Origin of the sequence: Hyphomicrobium sp. LHD-15 (genome assembly GCF_031157355.1) — a bacterium.
GTDB lineage: Bacteria > Pseudomonadota > Alphaproteobacteria > Rhizobiales > Hyphomicrobiaceae > Hyphomicrobium_C.
Genome location: NZ_JAVIFT010000002.1, coordinates 1,196,956 through 1,218,438 on the forward strand (window position 1 = coordinate 1,196,956; position 21,483 = coordinate 1,218,438).

The 21,483-nt window shown below is 63.7% G+C and carries 19 protein-coding genes; 15 read left to right on the plus strand and 4 right to left on the minus strand.

Features of this window, described 5'->3' with window-relative positions; all coding sequences use genetic code 11:
- Nucleotides 1-62 precede the first annotated feature (62 nt).
- Both RCO24_RS12080 and RCO24_RS12085 read left to right on the plus strand, forming a co-directional pair.
- Nucleotides 63-1,637, plus strand: a complete 1,575-nt coding sequence (locus RCO24_RS12080) for an OmpA family protein (protein WP_308962333.1) — start codon at nt 63-65, stop codon at nt 1,635-1,637.
- 225 nt (nt 1,638-1,862) lie between these two features.
- Nucleotides 1,863-3,644, plus strand: coding sequence for a hypothetical protein (locus RCO24_RS12085; RefSeq protein ID WP_308962335.1), 1,782 nt, complete (start codon nt 1,863-1,865; stop codon nt 3,642-3,644).
- A gap of 34 nt (nt 3,645-3,678) precedes the next feature.
- Here RCO24_RS12085 and ubiE read toward each other — a convergent pair whose 3' ends face one another.
- The 3 genes from ubiE to ggt form a co-directional block, all read right to left on the minus strand.
- Nucleotides 3,679-4,461: a bifunctional demethylmenaquinone methyltransferase/2-methoxy-6-polyprenyl-1,4-benzoquinol methylase UbiE gene (gene ubiE / locus RCO24_RS12090; RefSeq protein WP_308962337.1), complete on the minus strand. Its 783-nt coding sequence runs from the start codon at nt 4,459-4,461 to the stop codon at nt 3,679-3,681.
- 117 nt (nt 4,462-4,578) lie between these two features.
- Entirely contained in the window at nt 4,579-5,604 is a 1,026-nt protein-coding gene (locus RCO24_RS12095) for an FAD-dependent oxidoreductase (protein WP_308962338.1), read from the minus strand.
- A complete protein-coding gene (gene ggt / locus RCO24_RS12100) occupies nt 5,594-7,438 on the minus strand; it encodes a gamma-glutamyltransferase (RefSeq protein ID WP_308962339.1) in 1,845 nt (614 codons plus the stop codon). The genes RCO24_RS12095 and ggt overlap by 11 nt, the downstream gene beginning before the upstream one ends.
- Before the next feature lie 121 nt (nt 7,439-7,559).
- On the opposite strand from ggt, the gene RCO24_RS12105 reads away from it, so the two are divergent.
- Both RCO24_RS12105 and RCO24_RS12110 read left to right on the plus strand, forming a co-directional pair.
- A complete protein-coding gene (locus tag RCO24_RS12105; protein ID WP_308962340.1) occupies nt 7,560-8,012 on the plus strand; it encodes a cupin domain-containing protein in 453 nt (150 codons plus the stop codon).
- 726 nt (nt 8,013-8,738) lie between these two features.
- Nucleotides 8,739-9,758 carry a L,D-transpeptidase gene (locus tag RCO24_RS12110; protein ID WP_308962342.1) on the plus strand — a complete coding sequence of 340 codons (1,020 nt, stop codon included), beginning with the start codon at nt 8,739-8,741 and terminating at the stop codon, nt 9,756-9,758.
- 300 nt (nt 9,759-10,058) lie between these two features.
- On the opposite strand, the gene RCO24_RS12115 is transcribed toward RCO24_RS12110, so the two are convergent.
- Complete coding sequence (locus RCO24_RS12115) at nt 10,059-11,075, minus strand: metal ABC transporter solute-binding protein, Zn/Mn family (RefSeq protein ID WP_308962344.1); 1,017 nt, start codon at nt 11,073-11,075, stop codon at nt 10,059-10,061.
- A 267-nt stretch (nt 11,076-11,342) separates the two neighbouring features.
- Here RCO24_RS12115 and RCO24_RS12120 point away from each other — a divergent pair, with 267 nt between their 5' ends.
- The 11 genes from RCO24_RS12120 (at nt 11,343) to miaB (ending at nt 21,445) form a co-directional block, all read left to right on the plus strand.
- The gene (locus RCO24_RS12120; protein WP_308962346.1) at nt 11,343-12,026 is read left to right on the plus strand and encodes a DUF1007 family protein; all 684 of its coding nucleotides are present in this window, start codon (nt 11,343-11,345) and stop codon (nt 12,024-12,026) included.
- A gap of 110 nt (nt 12,027-12,136) precedes the next feature.
- Nucleotides 12,137-13,714: a murein biosynthesis integral membrane protein MurJ gene (gene murJ, locus RCO24_RS12125; protein ID WP_308962348.1), complete on the plus strand. Its 1,578-nt coding sequence runs from the start codon at nt 12,137-12,139 to the stop codon at nt 13,712-13,714.
- 89 nt (nt 13,715-13,803) lie between these two features.
- Entirely contained in the window at nt 13,804-14,841 is a 1,038-nt protein-coding gene (gene trpS, locus RCO24_RS12130; RefSeq protein ID WP_308962349.1) for a tryptophan--tRNA ligase, read from the plus strand.
- A 50-nt stretch (nt 14,842-14,891) separates the two neighbouring features.
- Complete coding sequence (locus RCO24_RS12135; protein ID WP_308962351.1) at nt 14,892-15,404, plus strand: universal stress protein; 513 nt, start codon at nt 14,892-14,894, stop codon at nt 15,402-15,404.
- Nucleotides 15,405-15,599: 195 nt separating this feature from the next.
- Nucleotides 15,600-16,154, plus strand: a complete 555-nt coding sequence (locus tag RCO24_RS12140) for a NifU family protein (RefSeq protein ID WP_308962353.1) — start codon at nt 15,600-15,602, stop codon at nt 16,152-16,154.
- A 263-nt stretch (nt 16,155-16,417) separates the two neighbouring features.
- Nucleotides 16,418-17,008 carry a malonic semialdehyde reductase gene (locus tag RCO24_RS12145; protein ID WP_308962355.1) on the plus strand — a complete coding sequence of 197 codons (591 nt, stop codon included), beginning with the start codon at nt 16,418-16,420 and terminating at the stop codon, nt 17,006-17,008.
- Nucleotides 17,009-17,077: 69 nt separating this feature from the next.
- Nucleotides 17,078-17,812: a tRNA (adenosine(37)-N6)-threonylcarbamoyltransferase complex dimerization subunit type 1 TsaB gene (gene tsaB / locus RCO24_RS12150; protein WP_308962357.1), complete on the plus strand. Its 735-nt coding sequence runs from the start codon at nt 17,078-17,080 to the stop codon at nt 17,810-17,812.
- On the plus strand, nt 17,809-18,294 hold the full coding sequence (rimI, locus tag RCO24_RS12155) for a ribosomal protein S18-alanine N-acetyltransferase (protein ID WP_308962359.1): 486 nt from the start codon (nt 17,809-17,811) through the stop codon (nt 18,292-18,294). Before tsaB ends, rimI begins: the two co-directional genes overlap by 4 nt.
- Before the next feature lie 104 nt (nt 18,295-18,398).
- Nucleotides 18,399-18,851: a Fur family transcriptional regulator gene (locus RCO24_RS12160; RefSeq protein WP_308962361.1), complete on the plus strand. Its 453-nt coding sequence runs from the start codon at nt 18,399-18,401 to the stop codon at nt 18,849-18,851.
- Nucleotides 18,852-18,893: 42 nt separating this feature from the next.
- The gene (locus tag RCO24_RS12165; RefSeq protein WP_308962362.1) at nt 18,894-19,778 is read left to right on the plus strand and encodes a lysophospholipid acyltransferase family protein; all 885 of its coding nucleotides are present in this window, start codon (nt 18,894-18,896) and stop codon (nt 19,776-19,778) included.
- A gap of 284 nt (nt 19,779-20,062) precedes the next feature.
- Entirely contained in the window at nt 20,063-21,445 is a 1,383-nt protein-coding gene (gene miaB / locus RCO24_RS12170) for a tRNA (N6-isopentenyl adenosine(37)-C2)-methylthiotransferase MiaB (RefSeq protein ID WP_308962438.1), read from the plus strand.
- Nucleotides 21,446-21,483: the final 38 nt, after the last annotated feature.

The following is a 21,483-nucleotide window of genomic DNA, read 5'->3' on the forward strand; positions in this document are numbered from 1 at the left end:
GGGCCGGGCCGGAGGGTTTAGTGCCCGTTTTTCTGTAGGGCAATGGGGAGCTTAGGGCGGGAATGAGGTGTAATCCTTCGCGTTGGCTTTGGGGCCTCATCCCGATCGCCATGCTGAGCTGGGGCACGTATTACCGTGAGCGCCCGAATGTCGAGGCCGATCTCACGGTGCGTTCGCTGGAGGCGCTCAGCGCGGCTGGCCAGCCCTGGGCGAAGGTCGAGGTTACCGGCCGCGACGCCATTATCACAGGACGCGCAAACAAGGACGGAGAGCCGAAAGCGGCGCTCGACGCCGTGAGAGGCGTGTGGGGCATTCGCACCGTTCAGCTCAAGACGGATCTTTCTGAAACTCCGCCGCCGCCGGTTGCGATCGGACCGCAGGCCTTGCCGGCCGAGGCCCAAGCCGAAGCAGGCGCCAAGGCAAAAGCCGATGCTGAAGCGGCTGCCCTGAAGGCCAAGGAAGACGAAGCCGCCGCCGCGAAGGCCAAGGCGGAGGCAGACGCTGCTGAGGCAGAAGCTAAGGCGAAAGCAGATGCGGAAGCGGCTGCTCTGAAGGCTAAGGAAGACGAAGAGGCCGCTGCGAAGGCCAAGGCGGATGCAGACGCTGCTGAGGCTGAAGCCAAGGCGAAAGCAGATGCGGAAGCGGCTGCTCTGAAGGCCAAGGAAGATGAAGCCGCCGCTGCAAAGGCTAAGGCCGACGCAGACGCTGCTGACGCCGAAGCCAAGGCGAAAGCCGATGCAGAAGCGGCTACTCTGAAGGCCAAGGAAGACGAAGAGGCTGCCGCGAAGGCCAAGGCGGACGCTGCTGACGCCGAAGCCAAGGCGAAAGCCGATGCGGAAGCCGCCGCTGCAAAGGCCAAGGCGGAGGCGGACGCTGCTGACGCCGAAGCCAAGGCGAAAGCCGATGCAGAAGCGGCTACTCTGAAGGCCAAGGAAGACGAGGCTGCTGCTGCGAAGGCTAAGGCTGACGCAGACGCTGCTGACGCCGCAGCCAAGGCGAAAGCCGATGCGGAAGCAGCTGCCCTGAAGGCGAAGGAAGACGAAGAAGCCGCCGCGAAGGCCAAGGCCGAGGCGGAGGCTGCCGAAGCTGCAGCCAAGGCCAAGGCTGAAGCCGAAAAGGCGGCTCTCAAAGCCAAGCAGGACGCGGAAGCTGCTGCCGCTCAGAAGGCGAAGCAGGAAGCCGACATGGAGGCCGAGGCGAAAGCCGACGCCGAGCGTCAGAAGGCCGAAGCGGCCGCAAAGGCCAAGCCACGCGAGACATCCGACGAAACGCGTGCTTGTGAAAAGCGCCTTGCCGCCGCGGCCGAGCAGGGCGTGATCCTGTTCAAGCGCGCCAAGTCCGACATCGATCCCAAGAGCTCGCTCACGATCGCGCGGCTCGCCGAGATCGTCAAAAACTGCCCGGGCATGCGCGTCGAGGTGGAGGGGCACACGGATTCCGAAGGCGAGCCTGATCGCAATCAGCGGCTTTCCGAGCGGCGTGCGCGGGCTGTCGTCAGAAGCCTGATCTATGCCGGCGTGCCCGAGGACCGACTGAATTCGGTCGGCCATGGCGCGACGCAGCCGGTCGCATCGAACGACACGAAAAAGGGGATGGCACGCAACAGGCGTATCGAGTTCAAGGTCTTCAAGGACTGAGGTCGTGCGCGCTGGGGCGAAATAGGGTTTGAGCTGGGGGACGGCGAGATGGATTACCTGGTCGTAAAGCTGTTCTGGTATCTGGCGGCGGCATTTGCCATCGGGCTTGTCGTCGGGTGGATCAGCTGCGGGCGTGTCGAAGACTGAGCCTCGGCATCGACGTGCATTGTCCCGAGTAACCGGGATGCACGCGGGGCTGCGGTCTTTGAAAGGGAGTTGGTGCGAATGACGATTTTGCTCTTGCAGACGTTCCTGCTGATGCTGGGAGCCTTCCTGCTCGGCGCCTCGCTTGCCTGCTTTATCCGAAGGGGCTTCTCAGGGCATGCGGAAGAGCCCGCGGGCGTTGTGCTGGCGCCCGCCGCCGCTGCCGCAAGCGTGCCGGCCGCAGCTCCCAAAGCCGTCGACACCGACCGATTTGGCCGGGCGCTCGTCGGGGAGGCGGGATCGGGTGTGCCGCCCGTGTTCCAGGGACAGCCCGTCGTCGAGGTTCAGCCGCTGCCTCAAGCGCCGGCGCCGGTCGCCGAGCCGGCTCCGCCGGTTGTGGTGGTCGCGCCGATTGCGGAGACGCCGCCGTCCGAGCCCGAGCCTCTGCCGACACCGCCTCCGGGGCCGAGCTATACGGAACTTGCCGTTGCGGCCGCCGCTGCGGCGGCAGCAGCCGCTGCCGCCAAGGCTGAAGCCGAAGCCGTAGAAGCCGCTGCACGAGCTGAAGAAGAGGCTCTTGCCGCAGAAGCCGCGGCCAAGGCCGAGGAGGAAGCTGCCGCGGCAGAAGCTGCGCGGGCCGCCGAAGAGGCACAGGCCGTTGAGGAGGCTCGTGCGCTCGCTGAAGCCAAGGCGCTCGAAGAAGCACGGGCTCTGGAGCAGGCAAAGGCCGCCGCTGACGCGCTGGCCGCCGAGGAAGCCGCACGCGCCGCAGAGACGCAGGCTGCCGAAGAAGAAGCGGCACGCCTTGAAGCCGCTCGTCTTGCTGAAGCCGAGGCTGCGGCTGAAGAACTGGCCGCTGCCGAAGCCGCAGCAGCTGCTGCTGCAACAGTATCGGCCCCTGCACTTGCAGAAGCCGTGGACGATCTCACCCGCATCCGGGGCATCGACGGCGATCTCAAGGAGCGGCTGGTTCGCCTTGGCGTCGGCAGCTTTGCGGCGATTGCCGGCTGGAGCGCTGCTGACGTCAACCTGGTCAGCCAGACCCTCGGTTTCCAGGGCCGCATCGAACAGGAAAACTGGATCGAGCAGGCGCAGATCCTAGCCAAGGGCGGTGACACTGATTATTCGCGCAAGCTCGGCGCCGAGACCGCGTCGGATGCTCCTGCGCCGGTCGATGGCGAGCGGCTGCACCGCGTGATTGGCATCGATCCGCAATCCGAAGCTATTCTTCGCGCGAACGGCGTGACGACGCTCACCCAGATCGCTGGGTGGTCGAAAGAAGATGTCGAGCGGTTCGAATGGCTGCTTGGCGTCGGAGGCCGCATTACGCGTGAAAACTGGGTTGAGCAGGCTCGTTTTCTGGCAGGCTTCGTAGCGGCCGCTGATGATGCTGCCGATGCTTTGCAGCGCTCGGTGCCGCAGGCGGTGGAGCCGGAGGCTGAGGCGCCGGCACTCGAAGAGCCAGTGGAGTTCGCCGCGTCCGCGGAGGCCGATCCGGTCGATGAGACGCTGGAAACTTCAAGCGTTCTCGATGCGCCTCGCAGCGACTATTCCGGCTTCCGGTCTGTACGGTCCGAAGCCTTGCGCGGCGACAGCGACCTCTTGATCGGCGGAGCCGGCGAGGTCGAGGATCTCAAGCGCATCCGCGGTATCGGCGTGTTGATCGAGAAGAAGCTCAACTCGCTCGGTATCACCAGCTACGAGCAGGTCGCGAACTGGACGCTCTCGGATATCGATCGCATCAGCGAGCTTCTCGATTTCAAGGGTCGCATCGAGCGCGAGAACTGGATCGAACAGGCACGCATTCTGGCGTCCGGCGGGCAGACGGAGTTTTCACGGCGCGCTGATCGCGGCGAGGTTTGACGCGACGTTCTGCTGCGTTCGTGCGGAGTTTTTGCTACAGCTTCCAGCCGGAATGGATGGCGGCGATGCCGCCCGTGAGATTGCGATAGGAGACTCGCTCGAAACCGGCTTCGCGGATCATACCGGCGAAGGTTTCCTGGTTCGGAAAGCGGCGGATGCTTTCAACCAGGTAGCGGTAGGGGTCGGCCGATCCCGCGGTCAACTCGCCCAATCGCGGGATGACCTCGAACGAGTGGAAGTCGTAGAGGCGGTCCAAGAGCGGAACCTGGCACTCGGAGAATTCGAGGCAGAGAAAGCGGCCGCCGATCTTCAGCACGCGATGGGCTTCACGCAGCGCGGCATCGATATGGGTGACGTTGCGGATGCCGAAAGCGATCGTGTAGGCGTCGAAGGTACGATCCGGGAAGGGAAGCGCCTCGGCGTTGCCCTGGGCCAGGCTGATGCGCGACGCCAATCCCTTCGCGGCCACTTTGGTGCGGCCCTCTTCAAGCATCTCGGGGCTGATGTCCGACAGCACGGCGGTGGCGTTCGGTCCCGAGTTCTCGGCGTAGCGGATCGAGATGTCGCCCGTGCCGCCGGCGACGTCGAGGAGCTTGAACGGCTGCTGCCCCTTAGGCGCGCCGATCATCGAGACGAACTCCATCTTCCAGAGACGATGCAGCCCGCCGGACATCAGATCGTTCATCAGGTCGTAGCGGGAGGCGACCGACGAGAAGACCTGGTTGACGAGGCCTTGGCGGTCGCTCTCGCGGACGGCGCGGAAGCCGAAGCTCGTGGTGTTTTCGGCGCCGGGCGGCGTGTTGGGTTCGTTCGACATATGGGGTCCGTGAATTGAGAGGGCGACCTTAGCCGCAATGAGGGGGCGGCGCCAAGGTTTCCCGGAAAATCGTTAGCTATCGAGGGCTTGTGGGCACCCCCGCTTTCCGGAAGCACTCTAGGCGCCGGCAAGCAGAGCGTGCGGGGCCTTGGTAGCGAGATAGCCGGCTACGGCCTCGGCCAGCACGGGCGCCAGCAGGAAGCCATGGCGATAGGCGCCGTTGACCAGGATCTTCCGGCCGCCGTCCCGGATTTCGGCGTGGGGCATGTTGTCGGGGAAGGCGGGGCGGATGCCGGCGCCGGTCTCGACGATCTCGGCTTCGCCGAATGCCGGATGCAGCGCGTAGGCCGTTCCCAGCAACTCCAGGGCCGAGCGTACCGTAACCGGGCCCACGTCCTCGCTTTCGATGACGGTTGCGCCGACGAGGTACAGGCCTTCGCCCCATGGCACCACGTAGAGGGGATGGCGCGGGTGGAGCAGACGCACGGGGCGCGCCAGATGGATTTCGTCGCTCCTGATCAGAAGCCGCTCGCCGCGGACGCCGCGAAGCGTCGCGAGCTCGTCGGACGCGGCGATACCCCGGCAATCGATCACGATGCCGGATGTCTCGGCGGCCTTCCATGTGGCGCCGAGTTCGATGAGCGCACCGGCGTTACGGGCGGCTTCGAGCAGGAAGGCGAGCGCATGGGGCGTATTCATGTGCGCTTCGTCGGGGAAATAGAACGCCTGCGAGAAGCGCCCGCCGAGGTCAGGTTCGAGGCGTGCGACACCTTCGGCATCGAGCGTCTCAGGCGGGCTGGTGGCGCGTTCGAAGCGGGACAGTTCGGCTTGGTCGCGCGGGGCGGCGACGACGAGGCTGCCGGCATTGACGAGGTGCGGATAGACGGCGCGCCAGAGGGCCAACCCGTGCGGGCCGAGCGTGCGCAGCTCAGGCGCGGTTTCGCTTTCACAGCCGGGCGCGAGCATGGCACCCGCATGCCGGCTGGCGCTTTCTGCAAATGGGTTCGTGCTTCTTTCGACGAGCCGCACGCGGTGGCCCTGGCGTGCCAGCGTCAGCGCTTGCCATAGGCCCATGATGCCCGCGCCGACGACCGTGATCGTCAATGGCTTGCCGGTCGTGGGCGGCTTTCCTTCAATCCCCAAGTGCAACTCCTTCGCGGCGCGGATCGGCACCGCCCTCGAGCACACCATTGCGCCGGACGATGGCGTGCAAACCGGAATTCATAAGGTCGGGCGAGATCCGGTGACCATAGCTTCTCAACTGCAGTGCGCGCCAGATGGTCGACCAGCCGTACTCCAGTTCCACGGTGTTGCCGGAGCTGCCGAAATTCGGGAGGTCGATGGCCGCCTGCGCGTCGAGCTTCCAGTCGATCAGGCCGACCAGCGACTTCATGACGAACAGGATGATGCGGCCGCCGCCGGGCGAGCCGAGGGTGGCAAACACATCGCCTTTCTCGTCGAACACGATGGTGGGCGCCATCGTGCTGCGTGGGCGTTTGCCGCCTTCGACGCGGTTGGCGATCGGGCGGCCAGTGTCGTCTTCATAGCGGAAGGAGAAATCGGTCAGCTGGTTGTTGAGCAGAAAGCCGTTGGCGAACACACCCGATCCGAAGGCGCCTTCGATCGTGGTGGTAAGCGAAACGGTGTTGCCGTCGGCGTCGATGACCGACAGGTGGCTGGTTCCGATGTTCTCTTGCGTGGCATCGATGCCGAATGCGCGCTTGTCGGCATCGGGCGGCAGGCCCGGCTCGGCTTGGGCCATGGCTTTGGCGGGATCGATCAGCGCACTACGGGTCGCGATGTAGGCCGGGTCGAGCAGACCTTTCGGCACGGGGACGAAATCGGGATCGGCGAGGTAGCGATCGCGATCGGCGTAGGCGAGGCGCTCGGCTTCGACGATGAGATGTAACGCCTGCGTGCGCGTGGCGTCCTCGGGGCGAGAGCCGAGATCGAAAGGCTCCACGATTTTCAATGCTTGTGCGACGGCGACGCTGCCGGACGAGGGCGGCGACATTCCGCAAACGCGGTGGGCGCGATAGACGACGCAGATCGGATCGCGCTCGACCACTTTGTAACCGGCGAGATCGTCAAGGGTGAGATCGCCCGGCGCATTGGGTGCGCCCTTGGCGGCGGCGATGATGCCCTCTGCGATCGGGCCTGAATAGAACGCGCCGGCGCCGCCTTTCGCGATCGCTTCGAGGGTAGTGGCGTAGGCCGGGCTTTTCAGGAGGTGGCCGATCGGGAGCGCGCTGCCGGTGCTATCGAAGAAGTGGCGGCGGGCGGCGGGGGCGAAGCTTTCGGGGCCGAACCAGCGCAGCAGGAAATAGAGGCGGTTCGAGATTTGGAAACCGTCGTGGGCGAGTTTCAGAGCGGGCTCGAACAGACGCGCCCAGGGCAGCTTGCCATGTCGCTGATGGGCGTGCTCGAGCAGACGGACGAGGCCTGGTGTGCCGATGCTGAGGCCGGAATGAACAGCCTCTCCAAAGCCGATCGGCTTGCCGGCTTTCAGGAAGCGATCGGGCTTTGCGGCGGCCGGCGCGGTCTCGCGGCCGTCGTAGGCCTTCAAGGCTTTTTGGGCCTCATCCCAGTGCAGAAGGAAAGCGCCGCCGCCGAGGCCGGACGATTGCGGCTCGACGAGGCCGAGAACCAATTGCGCGGCGATGGCGGCGTCGGTCGCGGAGCCGCCTTCACGCAGCATCGCACGGCCGGCTTCGGAGGCCAGCGGGTTCGCCGTCGAGATCATGTATTTCTTCGCGACGGCGAGGCTTTTGCCGGACAGCCCCGTATGGCCTTCGGGTTCGAGCTGCAGGCGCGGGGTGGCCGCCGGCTCGGCGCGTGCGGTGTGGACAGCCGGTGCAACGAGCAGAAGTGCGATTGCCGCGATCGTCGTTCCAGCCGACAGTTTGCGGACGCCGATCCTGATGTCGATCATAGGGTGCCCTTGCAGCTTCGCGGCGTCATCGGCGGTCTCCGGCATCTTCGCCTGGCCTCTCCTTGTGGAGCCGAGCCGGGTCTACATGGTTTGGCGGCGTTGGCGATGCGTAGAGAGTGACTGTTGGAGACGCGAGTTCTCGATACCGTTCTATAGGGGCGAACACATGCTTGGAAACCTCCGTATTCGCGTCAGTGCCGCGGCGCTTCTGTCCGGCGCCTTGCTCTGTGCGTTCGCGATCGGGAAGGAGACCGTCGCGCGCGAACCTCCGAGCCCGGCGGCGCCGCTACTCCGAACCGGCACGACCGTCGTCGGTGAGCCCGTCGTCTATCCGACAGGGGCGCCGGCGCAAGTCACGGCGGCCGTGGTTTCGCTCGCGCCCGGAGAGGAGACCGGGTGGCACACGCACGGCATGCCGGTGGTCGGTTACATGATCGAGGGCGAGCTCACCGTCGACTACGGCGAGAAGGGGCAACGGGTGTACCGCGCGGGTGAAGCGCTGATGGAAGCCATCGCGGTGGCGCACAACGGGCGGAACACCGGAAGTGGGCCGGTGCGAATTTTGGCCGTCTTCATCGGGGCCGAAGGGCTGACGCCGACCCACCCGGTGGCGCGCTAGCGTGAGCGGATAAAAAGACGGCCGGAATGGCGGGGGCACCATTCCGGCCGCTGGGCCAGTCCATACTCTTGAGCGTGCTCCACGGCACGGAACACGCTCGACGCATCACGAACGCGGCTGGCGCCACAAGATCGTCGGTACGGGGGACGCACGGTTACTCGTCGGGGGACGTACTCACGCGATACACACTTAGGTATATGTACGAGATCTGCGAGCTGAGGGGGCCCGAGACCTTACGCGACGCAACCAACGCAACACCACTTTAGGTTACGCATACACCCCGAAACGCAACGCGGGGTTAGGCAACTTCTGGAGCGGCCGGCCTAAAACGCTTCACTGTGTTGGCCGTTACGCGACACGCGCTCCGGAGCAGCCGAACCGGTCGGCACGCGCTCACGGATACTTTTATGCCGGACGATAATGTTCTTTTTTTGTTCTCGTTTTTTTCCGGCTATTTGTCAACCGGTGGGCGAACCCGTTGCTCACGCAAGCGTCGGGATTGCCTCACAAATCGGCATGCGTTGCGATATGGCATCGGTCGAGTGGCAAGTGGGCCGAAAATGATGGAACATGACTAGAGTGTGACCGTCCTGCTCTCCCGCCAATTTTACGAGTGGTTTATACGGGGACTTCATGAAACTGGCGCAGGATGCCAGCGATGCGGCGGAGCCTTTTCGAGGGAACCGGTTCCGTTACTTGCGGCTTATGACAGCGGGAGTTTGGTAGATGGTGTTGAAGGCAAAGGTCGGTGGAGTTCTGGCAGCAGTGGCCGCGGCGGCTGTGCTGACGGCTATCCCTGGCGCGGCCAACGCTCAGGGGTTGATCGAATTCCTCTGGGGGGGCGAGCCTGAATACGGTGGCGGCAAGCGCCAAATCGTAAGCTTCAACCCGCAGTACAAGGCTGGCCAGATCATCGTCAGCTTCGGTGATCGCCGCCTCTATCACATCACCAAAGACGGCCAGGCGATGAGCTATCCGATCGCGATCCCGCGTGAGCAGAGCCGTTGGCAGGGCACGACCACCGTCTCGATGAAGCGCGAGAACCCGGATTGGCGTCCGACCCCGGAGATGCTGCGCGAAAATCCCAAGCTTCCGAGCTGGGTTCCCGGCGGCCATCCGATGAACCCGCTTGGCGTGCGCGCGCTCTATCTCGGATCGAGCACCTATCGTATTCACGGCACTGACGCGCCCTGGACCATCGGCCAGAACGTCTCGAAGGGCTGCATCCGCATGTTCAACGAGGACGTGATCGATCTTTACCCGAAGGTGCCGACGGGTACGAAGGTCGTCGTGACCTGGGAACGCTTCAAGACGGACACGATCGCTTCGGTGGATAGCGCGCCTGCGCCTGGATCTGACGCGAATTATCCGTCGTCGGGATCTTCGACGGCATCGCAGAGCGCCGCTTCGGCTGGAAGCAATTCGAACAAGGTTGTCGGCAAGACGCGCTCGGTTGCCTCCGCTCCGAAGGCTGGGTTCTTCATCGCTTCGGATAGCGAGCCGGCCGCTAACGAGAAGGCCGCGAGCCAGACGGCTTCGGACGAGCCGGCCGCGAGCGAGACGGTCAGTGCGATCGAAGCCGACGAAGGCTTGACGCAGGAAGAGGGCGCGACCGTCTACAAGCGCAATCCTGACGGCACGTACTCGCAGCAGGAATCGAATGCGGTCTCGGTCGAGGAAGAGCCCAAGAAGGTGACTCGCCTCAACGCCCGCAAGATTTCTCAGCAGGCGAACTCGGTGCAGTAGTTTTTCGAGGCGGGAAGCTTCGGAGGCTGAATTTTGGAGGCGGTCCAACGCAGTTGGGCCGCCTCTTTCGTTTGGGCGCTCGCTCCGTTTTTGGGGCTTGGCGAGGCCTGGGTTCGCTGCCGGCGGGGCGCGTTCTTAGAGCGTGATTGCTTATCTTTGAAATCGCAACCCCGTTCTCGTCTCTTGATGAGACCGATGATTCACGCTTCAGGGCATTTTCTGCCCTGCCGATTCACGCCGCGCCCGATAAGGGCCGCGACGATGGGACCGCGTGGTCTGAAGCGATCATGGTCTAGGACGTCAGCTTCCTTGGGCGAGGCAGGACTTGAGGCTCGAGACGAGGTTTTTCAGAAGCGCGGTGTAGGCATCCGGTCCAGGCTCTACGAGAGCGCCCTCGGGATCGAGCGTGCCTGATCTCGCGCTGGTCCCCTCCGTCACGGCCGTCACCAACTTCGGCTGGAACTGAGGTTCGCTGAAGACGCAGCTCGCCGACAGCGTCGCCAACTTCTTGCGGATCTCGGTCAGGCGTTTGGCCGAGGGTTGGGCATCGGGGCTTACGGTGATCGATCCTACGGCGGAAAGGCCGAAGCGGCGCTCGAAATACTGATAGGCGTCGTGAAACACGACATACGGTTTGTTCTCGATCGGCTTCAGCTCGTTGGCGAGATCGGCTTCGAGCGCGACCAGGGCTGCTTCCGCGCGGGCGGCATTGGCCTTGAACTTTTCCGCGTCGGCAGGGGAGGTCTCCGAGAGTACGCGCGCGATCTCGGCAATCATCTTGCTGGCGTTTCTCGGATCGAGCCAGACATGGCCGTCGCGGACGTTCGCTCCGTGGTGGTGATCGTCGTCGTGATCATGCCCGTGACCGTCGTGGCGATGGTGACCATGGTCGTGGTTGTCGTGTCCGTGCTGCTCGAACGTTGCGCCGGTGCGTACGTCCAGGATCTCGATACCCGGTGCATCGGCGAGCGTGACGGTGCGGACGGACGCGGGAAGCGCGGTCACGATCTTGCGCGTGAACGGTTCGACGTTTTCGGAGACACGGAAGAATATGTCCGCCTTGTTCAAGGCATTCGCATCGGAGGGCTTCAAGGCGTAGTTGTGGGGAGAGGCGGCGCCTTGCACCAACAGAGTGGGGGTGCCGACGCCGTCCATGATCTGAGCCACCAGCGCATGGATCGGCTTGATTGTCGCGACGACCTTTAAATCATGCTCTGCGGCGAGGGTCGGCCCGGCCGTCAGCTGCAACGGGAGGGTCGCGGCTGCCAGCAGAAGCGCGCGCACGCGGGCGGATGCGGCAAGAAAGGTCGTCGTCATATTTTCTCCATCGAGAGCGGTGTGGATACTATAACATCCGTCACGGTGCAACCTCGGACGCGATCAAGCCGGCGTGGTCCGCATTTGGAGCGGTACGCGTTTAAGGCGCTGGACGTACTAACGATTTGTTTTTCAGCTCCGGCGAGGCCGCTACGTTCGGATCGGCGGCGAATTGTGCCTTGCTTCCGCTCCATTTTTCCGGCTGGTGTCCAGCAAAAATGGCGCGTCGTTGAGCCCGCGCGGGGATCAGGATCGAAGGAGAGACAGGTGCGAACCATCGGCGCGACGGTGTGGGGACGGCTTCTCGCTCTCGTTTTTTCGGTGGCGGCGCTGGTGTTTGCTGCGCTCCCGGCAGCGGCGCATCCGCACGTGTGGGTGACGGTCGAAACCACGGTTGTCTACGACGGCGGAAAGATCACCGGCCTGCAGCACAAGTGGACGTTCGACGATTCCTATACGGAGATGGCGATCCAGGGGCTCGATGCCAACGGTGACGGCCAGTATTCCCGCGAAGAGCTGGCGGAGCTCGCCAAGGTCAACATCGATGGGCTCAAGGAGTTCGGCTACTTCACCGTCGCCAAGCTCGGCGAGGAGAGGGTCAAGGCCAAGGATCCGGTCGACTACTATCTCGAATACAAAGAAGGCTTCCTGTCGCTGTTCTTCACGTTGCCGTTCGAGCAGCCGGTGCTCGCGGACGCTCCCAACTTCAATTTCTCGGTGTTCGACGAGTCGTTCTTCATTGCGTTCGATTTCGGCAAGGACAATCCGGTCAAGCTGTCGGCGGGCGCGCCAGCGGGTTGCTCCGCCCAGATCGGCATTCCCGAGAGTGAGCTTGAGCAGCTCAAGTCGCTCAACGAGTCGTTCGGCGGTCAGCTGACGGCGGGCGATGCCAACGCCGGAACCGGCATGGGGTATGCGCGCACGGTGACGCTCGGCTGCAAGAAATCGTAGACGGAGCGACTAGCAGGCACGCGTGCGGGCTCGTGTTTGGGCGTGCGTCCTGCCCGAAAGCCCTTTATGGATTGGCGCGTTTCCTTCCTGAGTTTTCATCCTAGGCCGCCATGAAGCTTTATCGCGCCTTTGCAACCGTCGGCGGTCTCACGCTCGTCAGCCGCGTGCTCGGGTTCCTGCGCGATATCGCGTTCGCCTGGGGGTTCGGCTCGGGGATGGTGGCGGACGCCTTCAATGTGGCGTTCCGGTTTCCCAACCTGTTCCGGCGGCTGTTCGGCGAGGGTGCGTTCAACTCCGCGTTCATTCCGCTGTTCGCGAAGGAGCTTGAAGGCAATGGCCGCGAAGCCGCGCGGGTATTCGCCGAAGAGGCGCTGAGCGGCTTGTTCGCGGTGCTGGTGGTGCTGTCGGTCGTCGCGATCCTCACTATGCCGTGGCTCATGTACCTCTTGGCACCGGGGTTCAGCGAAGTGCCCGAGAAGTTCGATCTCGCGGTGCTGCTGACGCAGATCACCTTCCCCTATCTGCTCTGCATGTCGCTCGTCGCGCTGTTCTCGGGCGTGCTCAATACCTTCGGCAAGTTCGTCGAGAGCTCGTCGGTTTCGATCGTGCTCAATCTCACGCTTCTGGTCGCGATTTTCATCGGATTCGGGCTCGGCTATCACAGCGAGCCGGGTGGTGGCGTGATCCAGGCGATCGGTGTGTTCGTCGCGGGCGTGCTGCAGCTCTGGCTTCTGATCAGCGGGCTCAAGCGCAACAATTTCACGCTCAAGCTGCGCCGTCCACGCATGACGGATGGCGTGCGCCGCCTGATCACGCTCGGAATACCGGGCGTCATCGCAGGGGGCGTGACGCAGCTCAACATCATGATCGGGACCGTGATCGCCTCGCAGCAGCCGGGCGCGGTCTCGCAGCTTTATTATGCCGACCGGCTTTACGAGCTGCCACTTGCGATCGTCGGCATCGCCATCGGCGTCGTGTTGCTGCCCGACGTGTCGCGGCAACTCAGAGCCGGCAATCACGAGGCCGTGCTCGACAGCCAGAATCGCTCTCTCGAATTCGCCATGCTGCTGACGGTGCCGGCGGCGCTCGCGCTCGCCGTCGTGCCGGTGCCGATCATCAAGGTGCTGTTCGAGCGCGGCGCGTTCACGGCGACCGATACGGCGCAGACCGCGGCCGTGCTCTCGGTGTTTGCACTGGGGCTGCCGGCGTTCGTGATGATCAAGGTGTTTTCGCCGGCTTATTTTGCACGCGAGGATACCAAGACGCCGATGCGCTACGCGGCGTTCAGCCTGATCGCCAATACGATCGGCTCGATCGCGCTGTTCTTCTGGTTCCGCGAACTCGGGTGGTTGCCCCATCTCGGCATTGCCGTTGCCACCACGCTCGGCGGATGGCTCAATGCGGGGCTCCTCTGGTTCACGCTGGTCAGGCGCGGGCACTTCACACTCGACCGGCGGATGGCGCGGGCGTTCGCGATGATCCTGTTGTCGAGCGTCGTGATGTGCGCGGCGCTGCTCGGGGCGGCACATTTCCTCGGCGTCTATTTCGCGACCGGCCGCGGATTCGTCGTGCACGCGCTGGCGCTGGTGGCGCTGATCGGGACCGGGCTCCTGGTTTATGCAGCGGCCATTCTGGCGACCGGAACGCTCAATCTCCGGCAGTTGCGGAAGATCACGCGGCGGGGCTGATCGGGCGTGCCGCAAGGCTTGCGCATCCCATCCCGCCGCGCCATAACCCGGCCGGGTCAAATGCATCTTGGCCGGACGGACGAGGGACTATGGAACTCACACAACGCGTTTTCTCGGGCATGCAGCCCACCGGCAGCCTTCATCTCGGCAACTACCTCGGCGCCATGGTGCAGTGGATCGAGATGCAGAAGACGCACGAGTGCATCTATTGCGTCGTCGATCTGCACGCGATCACGGTCTGGCAGGATCCGGTCGAGCTCAAGACTGCGATCCGGCAGGTGACCGCCGCCTATATCGCGTCCGGTCTCGACCCCAAGAAGAGCATCCTGTTCAATCAGAGCCAGGTGTCGGCGCACGCTGAGCTGGCCTGGGTGTTCAATTGCGTGGCGCGCCTCGGCTGGCTCAACCGCATGACGCAGTTCAAGGAGAAGGCGGGCAAGGACCGCGAGGCGGCTTCGGTGGGTCTTTACGCGTATCCGAACCTGATGGCGGCGGACATTCTCGCCTATCGCGCGACGCACGTGCCGGTCGGCGAGGACCAGAAGCAGCACCTCGAGCTCGCGCGCGACATCGCGCAGAAGTTCAACAACGACTTCCGTGCTTCCATCGAAGCGAAGGGTTATGCGGACGGCGTGTTCTTCCCGCAGCCTGAGCCGGTAATCATGGGGCCGGCGACGCGCGTCATGAGCCTCCGCGACGGCACCAAGAAGATGTCGAAATCGGATCCTTCCGAGCAATCGCGCATCGCGCTGACCGACGACGCGGAAACGATCGCCAACAAGGTGAAGCGCGCCAAGACCGATCCCGATGCGCTGCCATCGGAGGTCAAGGGACTCGAGGGACGCCCGGAGGCCGAGAACCTGCTCGGCATCTATGCGGCCGTTACCGGACGGACGCTCGAAGCAGTGGTCGCGGAGGTCGGGGGATCGCAGTTCTCGTCCTTCAAGAAACTGTTGTCGGATGCGCTCGTCGCCAAGATCGCGCCGATCGGCGAGGAGATCCGCCGGCTGATGACGGAGCCCGCCGAGATCGATCGCGTGCTGGCCGACGGCTCGGCGCGGGCACGGGCGATCGCAAGCCCGATCCTAGACGAGGTCAAGGATATCGTCGGGTTCATCCGTTCGTAGTCAGAACGGCTCTGTTGTGCGGCTTCGGATCACGTGGCAGCATCGGCGTCATGACACTCACTTTTCGCAAACGCCGATCGTTCGAAGCCGGCCACGTCCGGAAGTTCCTGATTGTCATCGACGACAGTCCGGAGGTGGAGCGCGCGCTTTACTACGCTGCGGCGCGGGTGGTGCGTTCGTCGGGCCAGCTCCTGATGCTGTACGTGATCGAGCCGCAGGATTTCCAGCATTGGGCGGGCGTGCGGCAGGTGCAGATCGAGGAAGAGACCGTCAAGGCGCGGGCGATGTTCCGCCTGCTGCGTCGCAAGCTGCATCAGGTCGGCTTCGAGAACATCATCTGCGAGGAGTTGATCCGGGAAGGTCTCAAGGGCGAGGAGATCATGCGGACCATCGCCGAGGACGAGGATGTCTCGATCCTGGTGCTCGGCGCTTCGACCGATCCGAAGGGGCCGGGGCCGCTGGTCTCGACGATGGCGGCGGGGACGGCGGCCGGATCGTTCCCGATCCCGATCACGGTGGTGCCGGGGAACCTCGATTTCGACGATATCATCGCGCTGGCGTAGCGCCGCCGGTTCTGCGTTTAAGCGCCAAGCTGCCGGAAAAGTTGCGATATTTTTTGGTTTGGGCCGAGGCCGCGCTTGGAAAACTCCGATTGCGGGGCTAGACAATTGCTCTATGCTTTCCTAGGTTCTGGAACTATTCTAAAGAGTTCCCGGCGATAGCTGCAGTAGCGCGCGCCTTGAGGAGGAGACGACGACATGTTCATTCAGACCGAGGCCACTCCGAACCCTCAGACGCTGAAGTTCATCCCTGGCAAACCGGTGCTGGAAGACGGTACCGCCGATTTCCGTGCCAAGCGCGATGCGCAGGCTTCGCCGCTGGCGAGCCGCTTGTTCGACATCGAAGGCGTCTCGGGTGTTTTCCTGGGCTCGGACTTCATCTCCGTCACCAAGAACGATACCGAGTGGCAGCATCTGAAGCCGATGATCCTCGGCGCGATCATGGAGCACTATCTTTCGGGTGCTGCAGTTGTGGACCGCGACGGGGCAAACGATGCGGCCGACGGCGCCTATGATGCCGAGGACGCCGACGTGGTGGCGACGATCAAGGAGCTGCTCGAAACGCGCGTTCGCCCGGCGGTGGCGCAGGACGGCGGCGACATTACGTTCGCGGGCTTCCGCGATGGCGTGGTCTATCTTCATATGCGTGGCGCGTGCTCGGGCTGCCCCAGCTCGACGGCGACGCTCCGGCACGGCATCGAGAACCTCTTGAAGCACTTCTGCCCAGAGGTCGAGGAAGTGCAGGCCGCTTGATGAGACCGATGATTCACGCTTCGGACATTTCCTGCGCTGCCGATTCACGCCGCGCCCGATAGGGGCCGCGACGATCGGAGCGCGTGGGTCCGAAGCGATCATGGTCACCTTAGTAAGATCGATGATTCACGCTTCAGGCGGATAGGGCCTGAAGCGATCATGGTCTAAGGCCCACGATTTTCGGAACCCCCGCTCACGAAGTGGGGTTCTTTTTTTATGGGCGCACGGTTTGCGTCCGTTCTGACCCAATCAAGGATATCGATATGGCATTGGCACTCGACGAGGCTGCGCTTTCCCAACTCTTCATCTCGGCGCGGACGCACAGCGTCTGGCAGGACAGGCCGGTTGCGGATGAGCAGATCCTCGGCATCGTCGAGTTGATGAAACTCGGACCGACGAGTGCCAATTGCTCGCCGGTGCGGCTGGTGTTCGTCAAATCGGCGGAAGCGAAAGAGCGCCTGAAGCCGTTCCTGTCGGAGGGCAACCGCGACAAGACGATGAAAGCGCCGGTCACGGCCATCATCGGCTACGATCTCAAATTCTACGACGCTCTGCCGCGCCTCTTTCCTCACACCGACGCCAAAAGCTGGTTCACCGGCAAGCCCGAGCACATCCAGGAGACGGCGTTTCGCAACAGCTCTCTCCAGGGCGCCTACCTGATCCTCGCGGCGCGGTCGCTGGGGCTCGATTGCGGCCCGATGTCCGGCTTCGACCAGGCTGGTGTTACGCGCGAGTTTTTTGCCGGCACCGATATTCGGGCAAATTTCCTGTGCAATATCGGCTACGGCGATGCTTCGGCGCTCAAGCCGCGGTCGCCGCGCTTGGCCTTCGAGGAACTGGCCAAGATCGTCTGATCCGACGCAGACAGAATGCCGCCCAAAATCAATTGGTGCACTGGCAGTATCGCGGTATAGGCTCACGGCATGAATATGCTTGCCTTCGATACCTGCTTTGGAGGGTGCTCCGTCGCGGCAGGCTGGAATGCCTCCGGAACAAATGCGTCCGGAACAGGCGGGCCGTTCGCGTCCGATCATGCCGTCTCTCGTTTCGAGCGGCTCGAGAGGGGGCACGCCGAGCGTCTGCCTCCGATGATCGCGGCGGTTCTGGAAGAGGCTCCGTTCGCGGTCTCCGATCTTGATGTGATCGTCGTTACGACGGGCCCCGGAACGTTTACCGGGCAGCGCGTCGGGATCGCTGCGGCACGCGCGCTTTCGCTTGCGTCCGGCGCTCCCGTTGCCGTGCTCTCCAGCCTCGCGGTCATGGCCTATACCGCTGCGGCCGAGATCGGGCCCGAGATTGCGGGCAAGGTTTTGGCGGTCGCGGTCGATGCGCGGCGGGGCGAGATCTACTTCCAGGCTTTCGCAGGTGACGGTCTTGCGCCGCTAAACGCGCCGACGCTCACCACGCCGGAGGCGGCTGCCCAAATTCTCGAGGGGCGGGTGGCGATCTCGGTCGGCTCAGGGGCGGACATGCTGGCGAAAGCAGCGCAGGCGCTGGATAGGGCACCGGTTACGGCTCGGCTCGGCGCGCTCGAACCCGATGTGCGGTTCATTCCGTTTTCGTCGGTTGTGCCGGGCGCGGGTTTGCCGCAACCTCTCTATCTGCGGCCGCCCGACGCCAAGCCGCAGGACGGAGCTTCCCTTAAGAGAGTGTCATGACGCAAGAAACGCCCATCGATCTCAAGTACGTCTCTCTTCTGTGGGCCGGGCCCGAGCAGGCGCCCCTGATCGCCAAACTGCATGCCGAGCTGTTTTCGCCGGCGTGGTCGGAAGAGAGCATTCAGGCGCTCCTCGACCATCCCGCGTCGACCGCGTTCACCGCCATGGTAGGCGGGGCGCCCAAGGTGTGTGTCGGCTTCGTGATGGCGCAGCTTGCGGCCGATGAAGCGGAAATCCTGACTGTCGGGGTGACACCGGCCTGGCAGCGCAAGGGCGTGGGACGCAAGCTTATCGAAGGCGTGGCGCGCGCTGCCCAGCGGGCCGAGGCCAAGAAGCTGTTTCTCGAGGTTGCAGCCGACAACGATGCCGCGATGGAACTCTACCGGCGGGCAGGGTTTCTCGGCACCGGACTCAGGCGCGGTTACTACCAGCGCAGCGGCGGGACTGCCGTCGATGCCGTAACGTTAGCTCTAAGGCTTTAGACAGCCTTGCAGAATCCCATATGATGCGCGAGTAGAAGAAACTAATCCGCGGGCTTTTCGCCGAAAGGCGGCCGCGGCAACAAAAACTGCTCGGGATATGCTCCATGCCGGTCTCGAAAGACGAGGGCCTCTCGCGGCTAGAAGTTCTGTGCGCCGAGCACGGACTTCGCATGACCGGCCAGCGCAGGGTCATTGCCCGGGTGCTGTCGGAAGCGCGCGATCATCCCGACGTGGAAGAGCTCCATCGGCGGGCGCATCAGGTCGATTCCCATATCTCGCTTTCCACCGTCTACCGGACGGTCAATCTGCTCGAAAAGAAGGGCATTCTGGAACGGCATGCGTTCGGGCGAGGACGGGGGCGCTACGAGGAAGCAACACGCGATCATCATGATCACCTGATCGATATCGCCACGGGGCGCGTCATCGAGTTCCACAGCGAGGAAATCGAAAAGCTGCAGGAGAAGATCGCGCGCGAGCTCGGGTTTGTGCTCGTCGGGCATCGGCTCGAGCTTTACGGCGAGCCGATCGAAAAGAAAAAGTCTTCGCGAAAGAGCTAACTCACCGTTCGAAGCTCTCATGGCTTGGCCTGTCAGGTGCGTATGGGAACGTTCAGAGCCGCCTCCATTCTTACCGGGTTTTTCGCGCTCACCGTGCCGCTGCTGCCGGTGCAGGCGGCGCTGCTCAGGGTTTCGCCGAAGGCCGCCCGGCGATTTCCGCATTGGTACCATCGCCAGGTCTGCCGACTAATGGGGGTGAGGCTTTCGATCGAAGGCGCGGTTGCCGGAGACAAGCCGGTGCTGCTCATTTCGAACCATACGTCGTGGCTCGACATTCCGGTTCTTTCGGCGGTGGCGCCGCTGTCGTTCGTTGCGAAGAAGGACGTTTCTCGCTGGCCGTTCGTCTCGACGCTCGCAAGGCTGCAACGCTCGGTGTTCGTGGATCGCGAACGGCGCAGTGCGGTCGGCGAGACGACGAACGAGATTATGGGACGCCTCGCGGAAGGCGATACGGTCGTGCTGTTTGCCGAGGGGACATCGAGCGACGGCAATCGCGTACTTCCGTTCAAGACCTCGCTGTTTGCCGCGGCCAAGCCTCCGGTCAAGGCGGGGGTGGCACAGGCGCCGGTGCCCGACGTCGTCGTGCAGACGCTGTCGCTGGTGTACACACGTCTTCACGGCGTGCCGATCAACCGGAGCGCGCGCCCGATCGTCGGCTGGTTCGGCGACATGGAAATGCAGAGCCATGCCTGGTCGCTGCTGAAGGCGGGGCCGCTCGATGTTCGCATCCGCATCGGGGCGCCGATCCCGCTCGAGAGTTTCACCGACCGAAAGGATCTCGCGCGGCGGAGCGAGAACGAGATCCGTGAGAATGTGGTGAAGCTCCTGCGCGGCTATCCGGCAGATGTGCCGATCGCGGTGACGGCCCCTGCGGCGGAGACGCGCACATCGGTCCGGCCACAGCCGGGAGGGGCGCTCTTCCGGTGACGCCCGCTTTCGATTCCCGGCGCTTTTACTCGGCTCAACAAGCCGCGATTGCTGCTGATTTGCGATAGGAGGCAGGCCGGCTACGTGGCTCGCCGTGCTGGACAAAGCGGCCGCGCAATGCTGCAATGCAGTAAGACGGGGTGCGGGGACGCGTGAATTGTGTTACCGCGGCGCACGGCTTTGCTTCAGGAAATTCGATCTAATCTTCCGGAAGCTGTTGGAAGCTTGAAGAGTGGGACTCGGAACGCCCCTTGGACGATTTTGAACCATTGCTGTCCGACGATATGACAGCGCATCCGCGTCCGTCTGACGTCGAGCCTGCGCCCGAAACCAAGCGGGTGTTCATCAAGACGTTCGGCTGCCAGATGAACGTCTACGATTCCGAACGCATGAGCGAAGCGCTCGCGGCGGAAGGCTATGTCGAGACCGCCGATGTCGCGGAAGCGGACCTCGCGATCCTCAATACTTGCCATATTCGCGAGAAAGCGGCCGAGAAGGTCTACTCGGACCTTGGACGTCTGCGGGATCTCAAATCCCTGCGTGCGAAGAGTGGCAAGGAAACCTTCATCACCGTTGCCGGCTGCGTAGCGCAGGCCGAGGGCGACGAGATCGTCCGGCGCGCGCCGGCCGTCGATCTCGTGCTCGGGCCGCAGAACTATCACCGGCTGCCGGAGTTTCTTTCGCGGCTGCGTGGCGGCGAAGCGGCCCTGGTCGAGACTGCGTTTCCCGACGAGGACAAGTTCAAGGCGCTGCCAGCGCGAAGTCCCGCGAAATCCGCGTCGGCGTTTCTGACTGTTCAGGAAGGCTGCGACAAGTTCTGTACGTTCTGCGTCGTGCCTTATACGCGCGGCATGGAGTTTTCGCGTCCGGTTGCCGCGCTTGTCGAAGAGGCGCGCGCCCTCGTTGCGCGGGGCGTGCGGGAAGTCACGCTGCTCGGACAGAACGTCAACGGCTATCACGGTGAGGGCGCGGAAGGTCATGCGACCACGCTCGCCGGTCTCATCCGGCAACTTGCGTCCGTCGATGGGCTTCAGCGCATCCGCTACACGACCAGCCATCCGCGCGACATGACCGACGATCTCATCGCAGCGCACGCGGAAGAGGAAAAGCTGATGCCCTATCTGCATCTCCCTTTCCAATCCGGCTCCGATCGTGTGCTCGCGGCGATGAACCGGAAGCACACGGCCGACGACTATCTTCGACTTATCGAGCGCGTCCGCGCGGTGCGGCCGGACATTGCGATGTCGACGGATATCATCGTCGGCTTTCCCGGCGAAACGGACGCGGATTTCGAGGCGACTGTCGATCTCGTCAAGACGGTGGGCTTCGCCTACGCCTATTCCTTCAAATACAGCGCACGGCCGGGGACGCCAGCCTCGTCCATGGACGGGCAGGTGAGCGAAGCCGTGAAGCGCGAGCGCTTGGAACGGCTGCAGGCCGTGCTCGAGGATGGGCATCGCCAGTTCAACGTTGCGACTGTCGGCAAAACCATGCCGGTGCTGTTCGAAAAGGCCGGCCGGCAAGACGGCCAGCTGGTAGGCCGATCGCCCTATCTTCAGCTCGTCCAGGCGGACGCGGGGCCCGAATTCATTGGCGAAATCGTCGATGTGGAGGTTCGGGCGGCCGGCGCAAACAGTCTTTCGGGCGTCATACGCGGGTCAATGTGAGCCTGGTAACCTTCTTCGGACTGGGCGGGGGCGTTGAT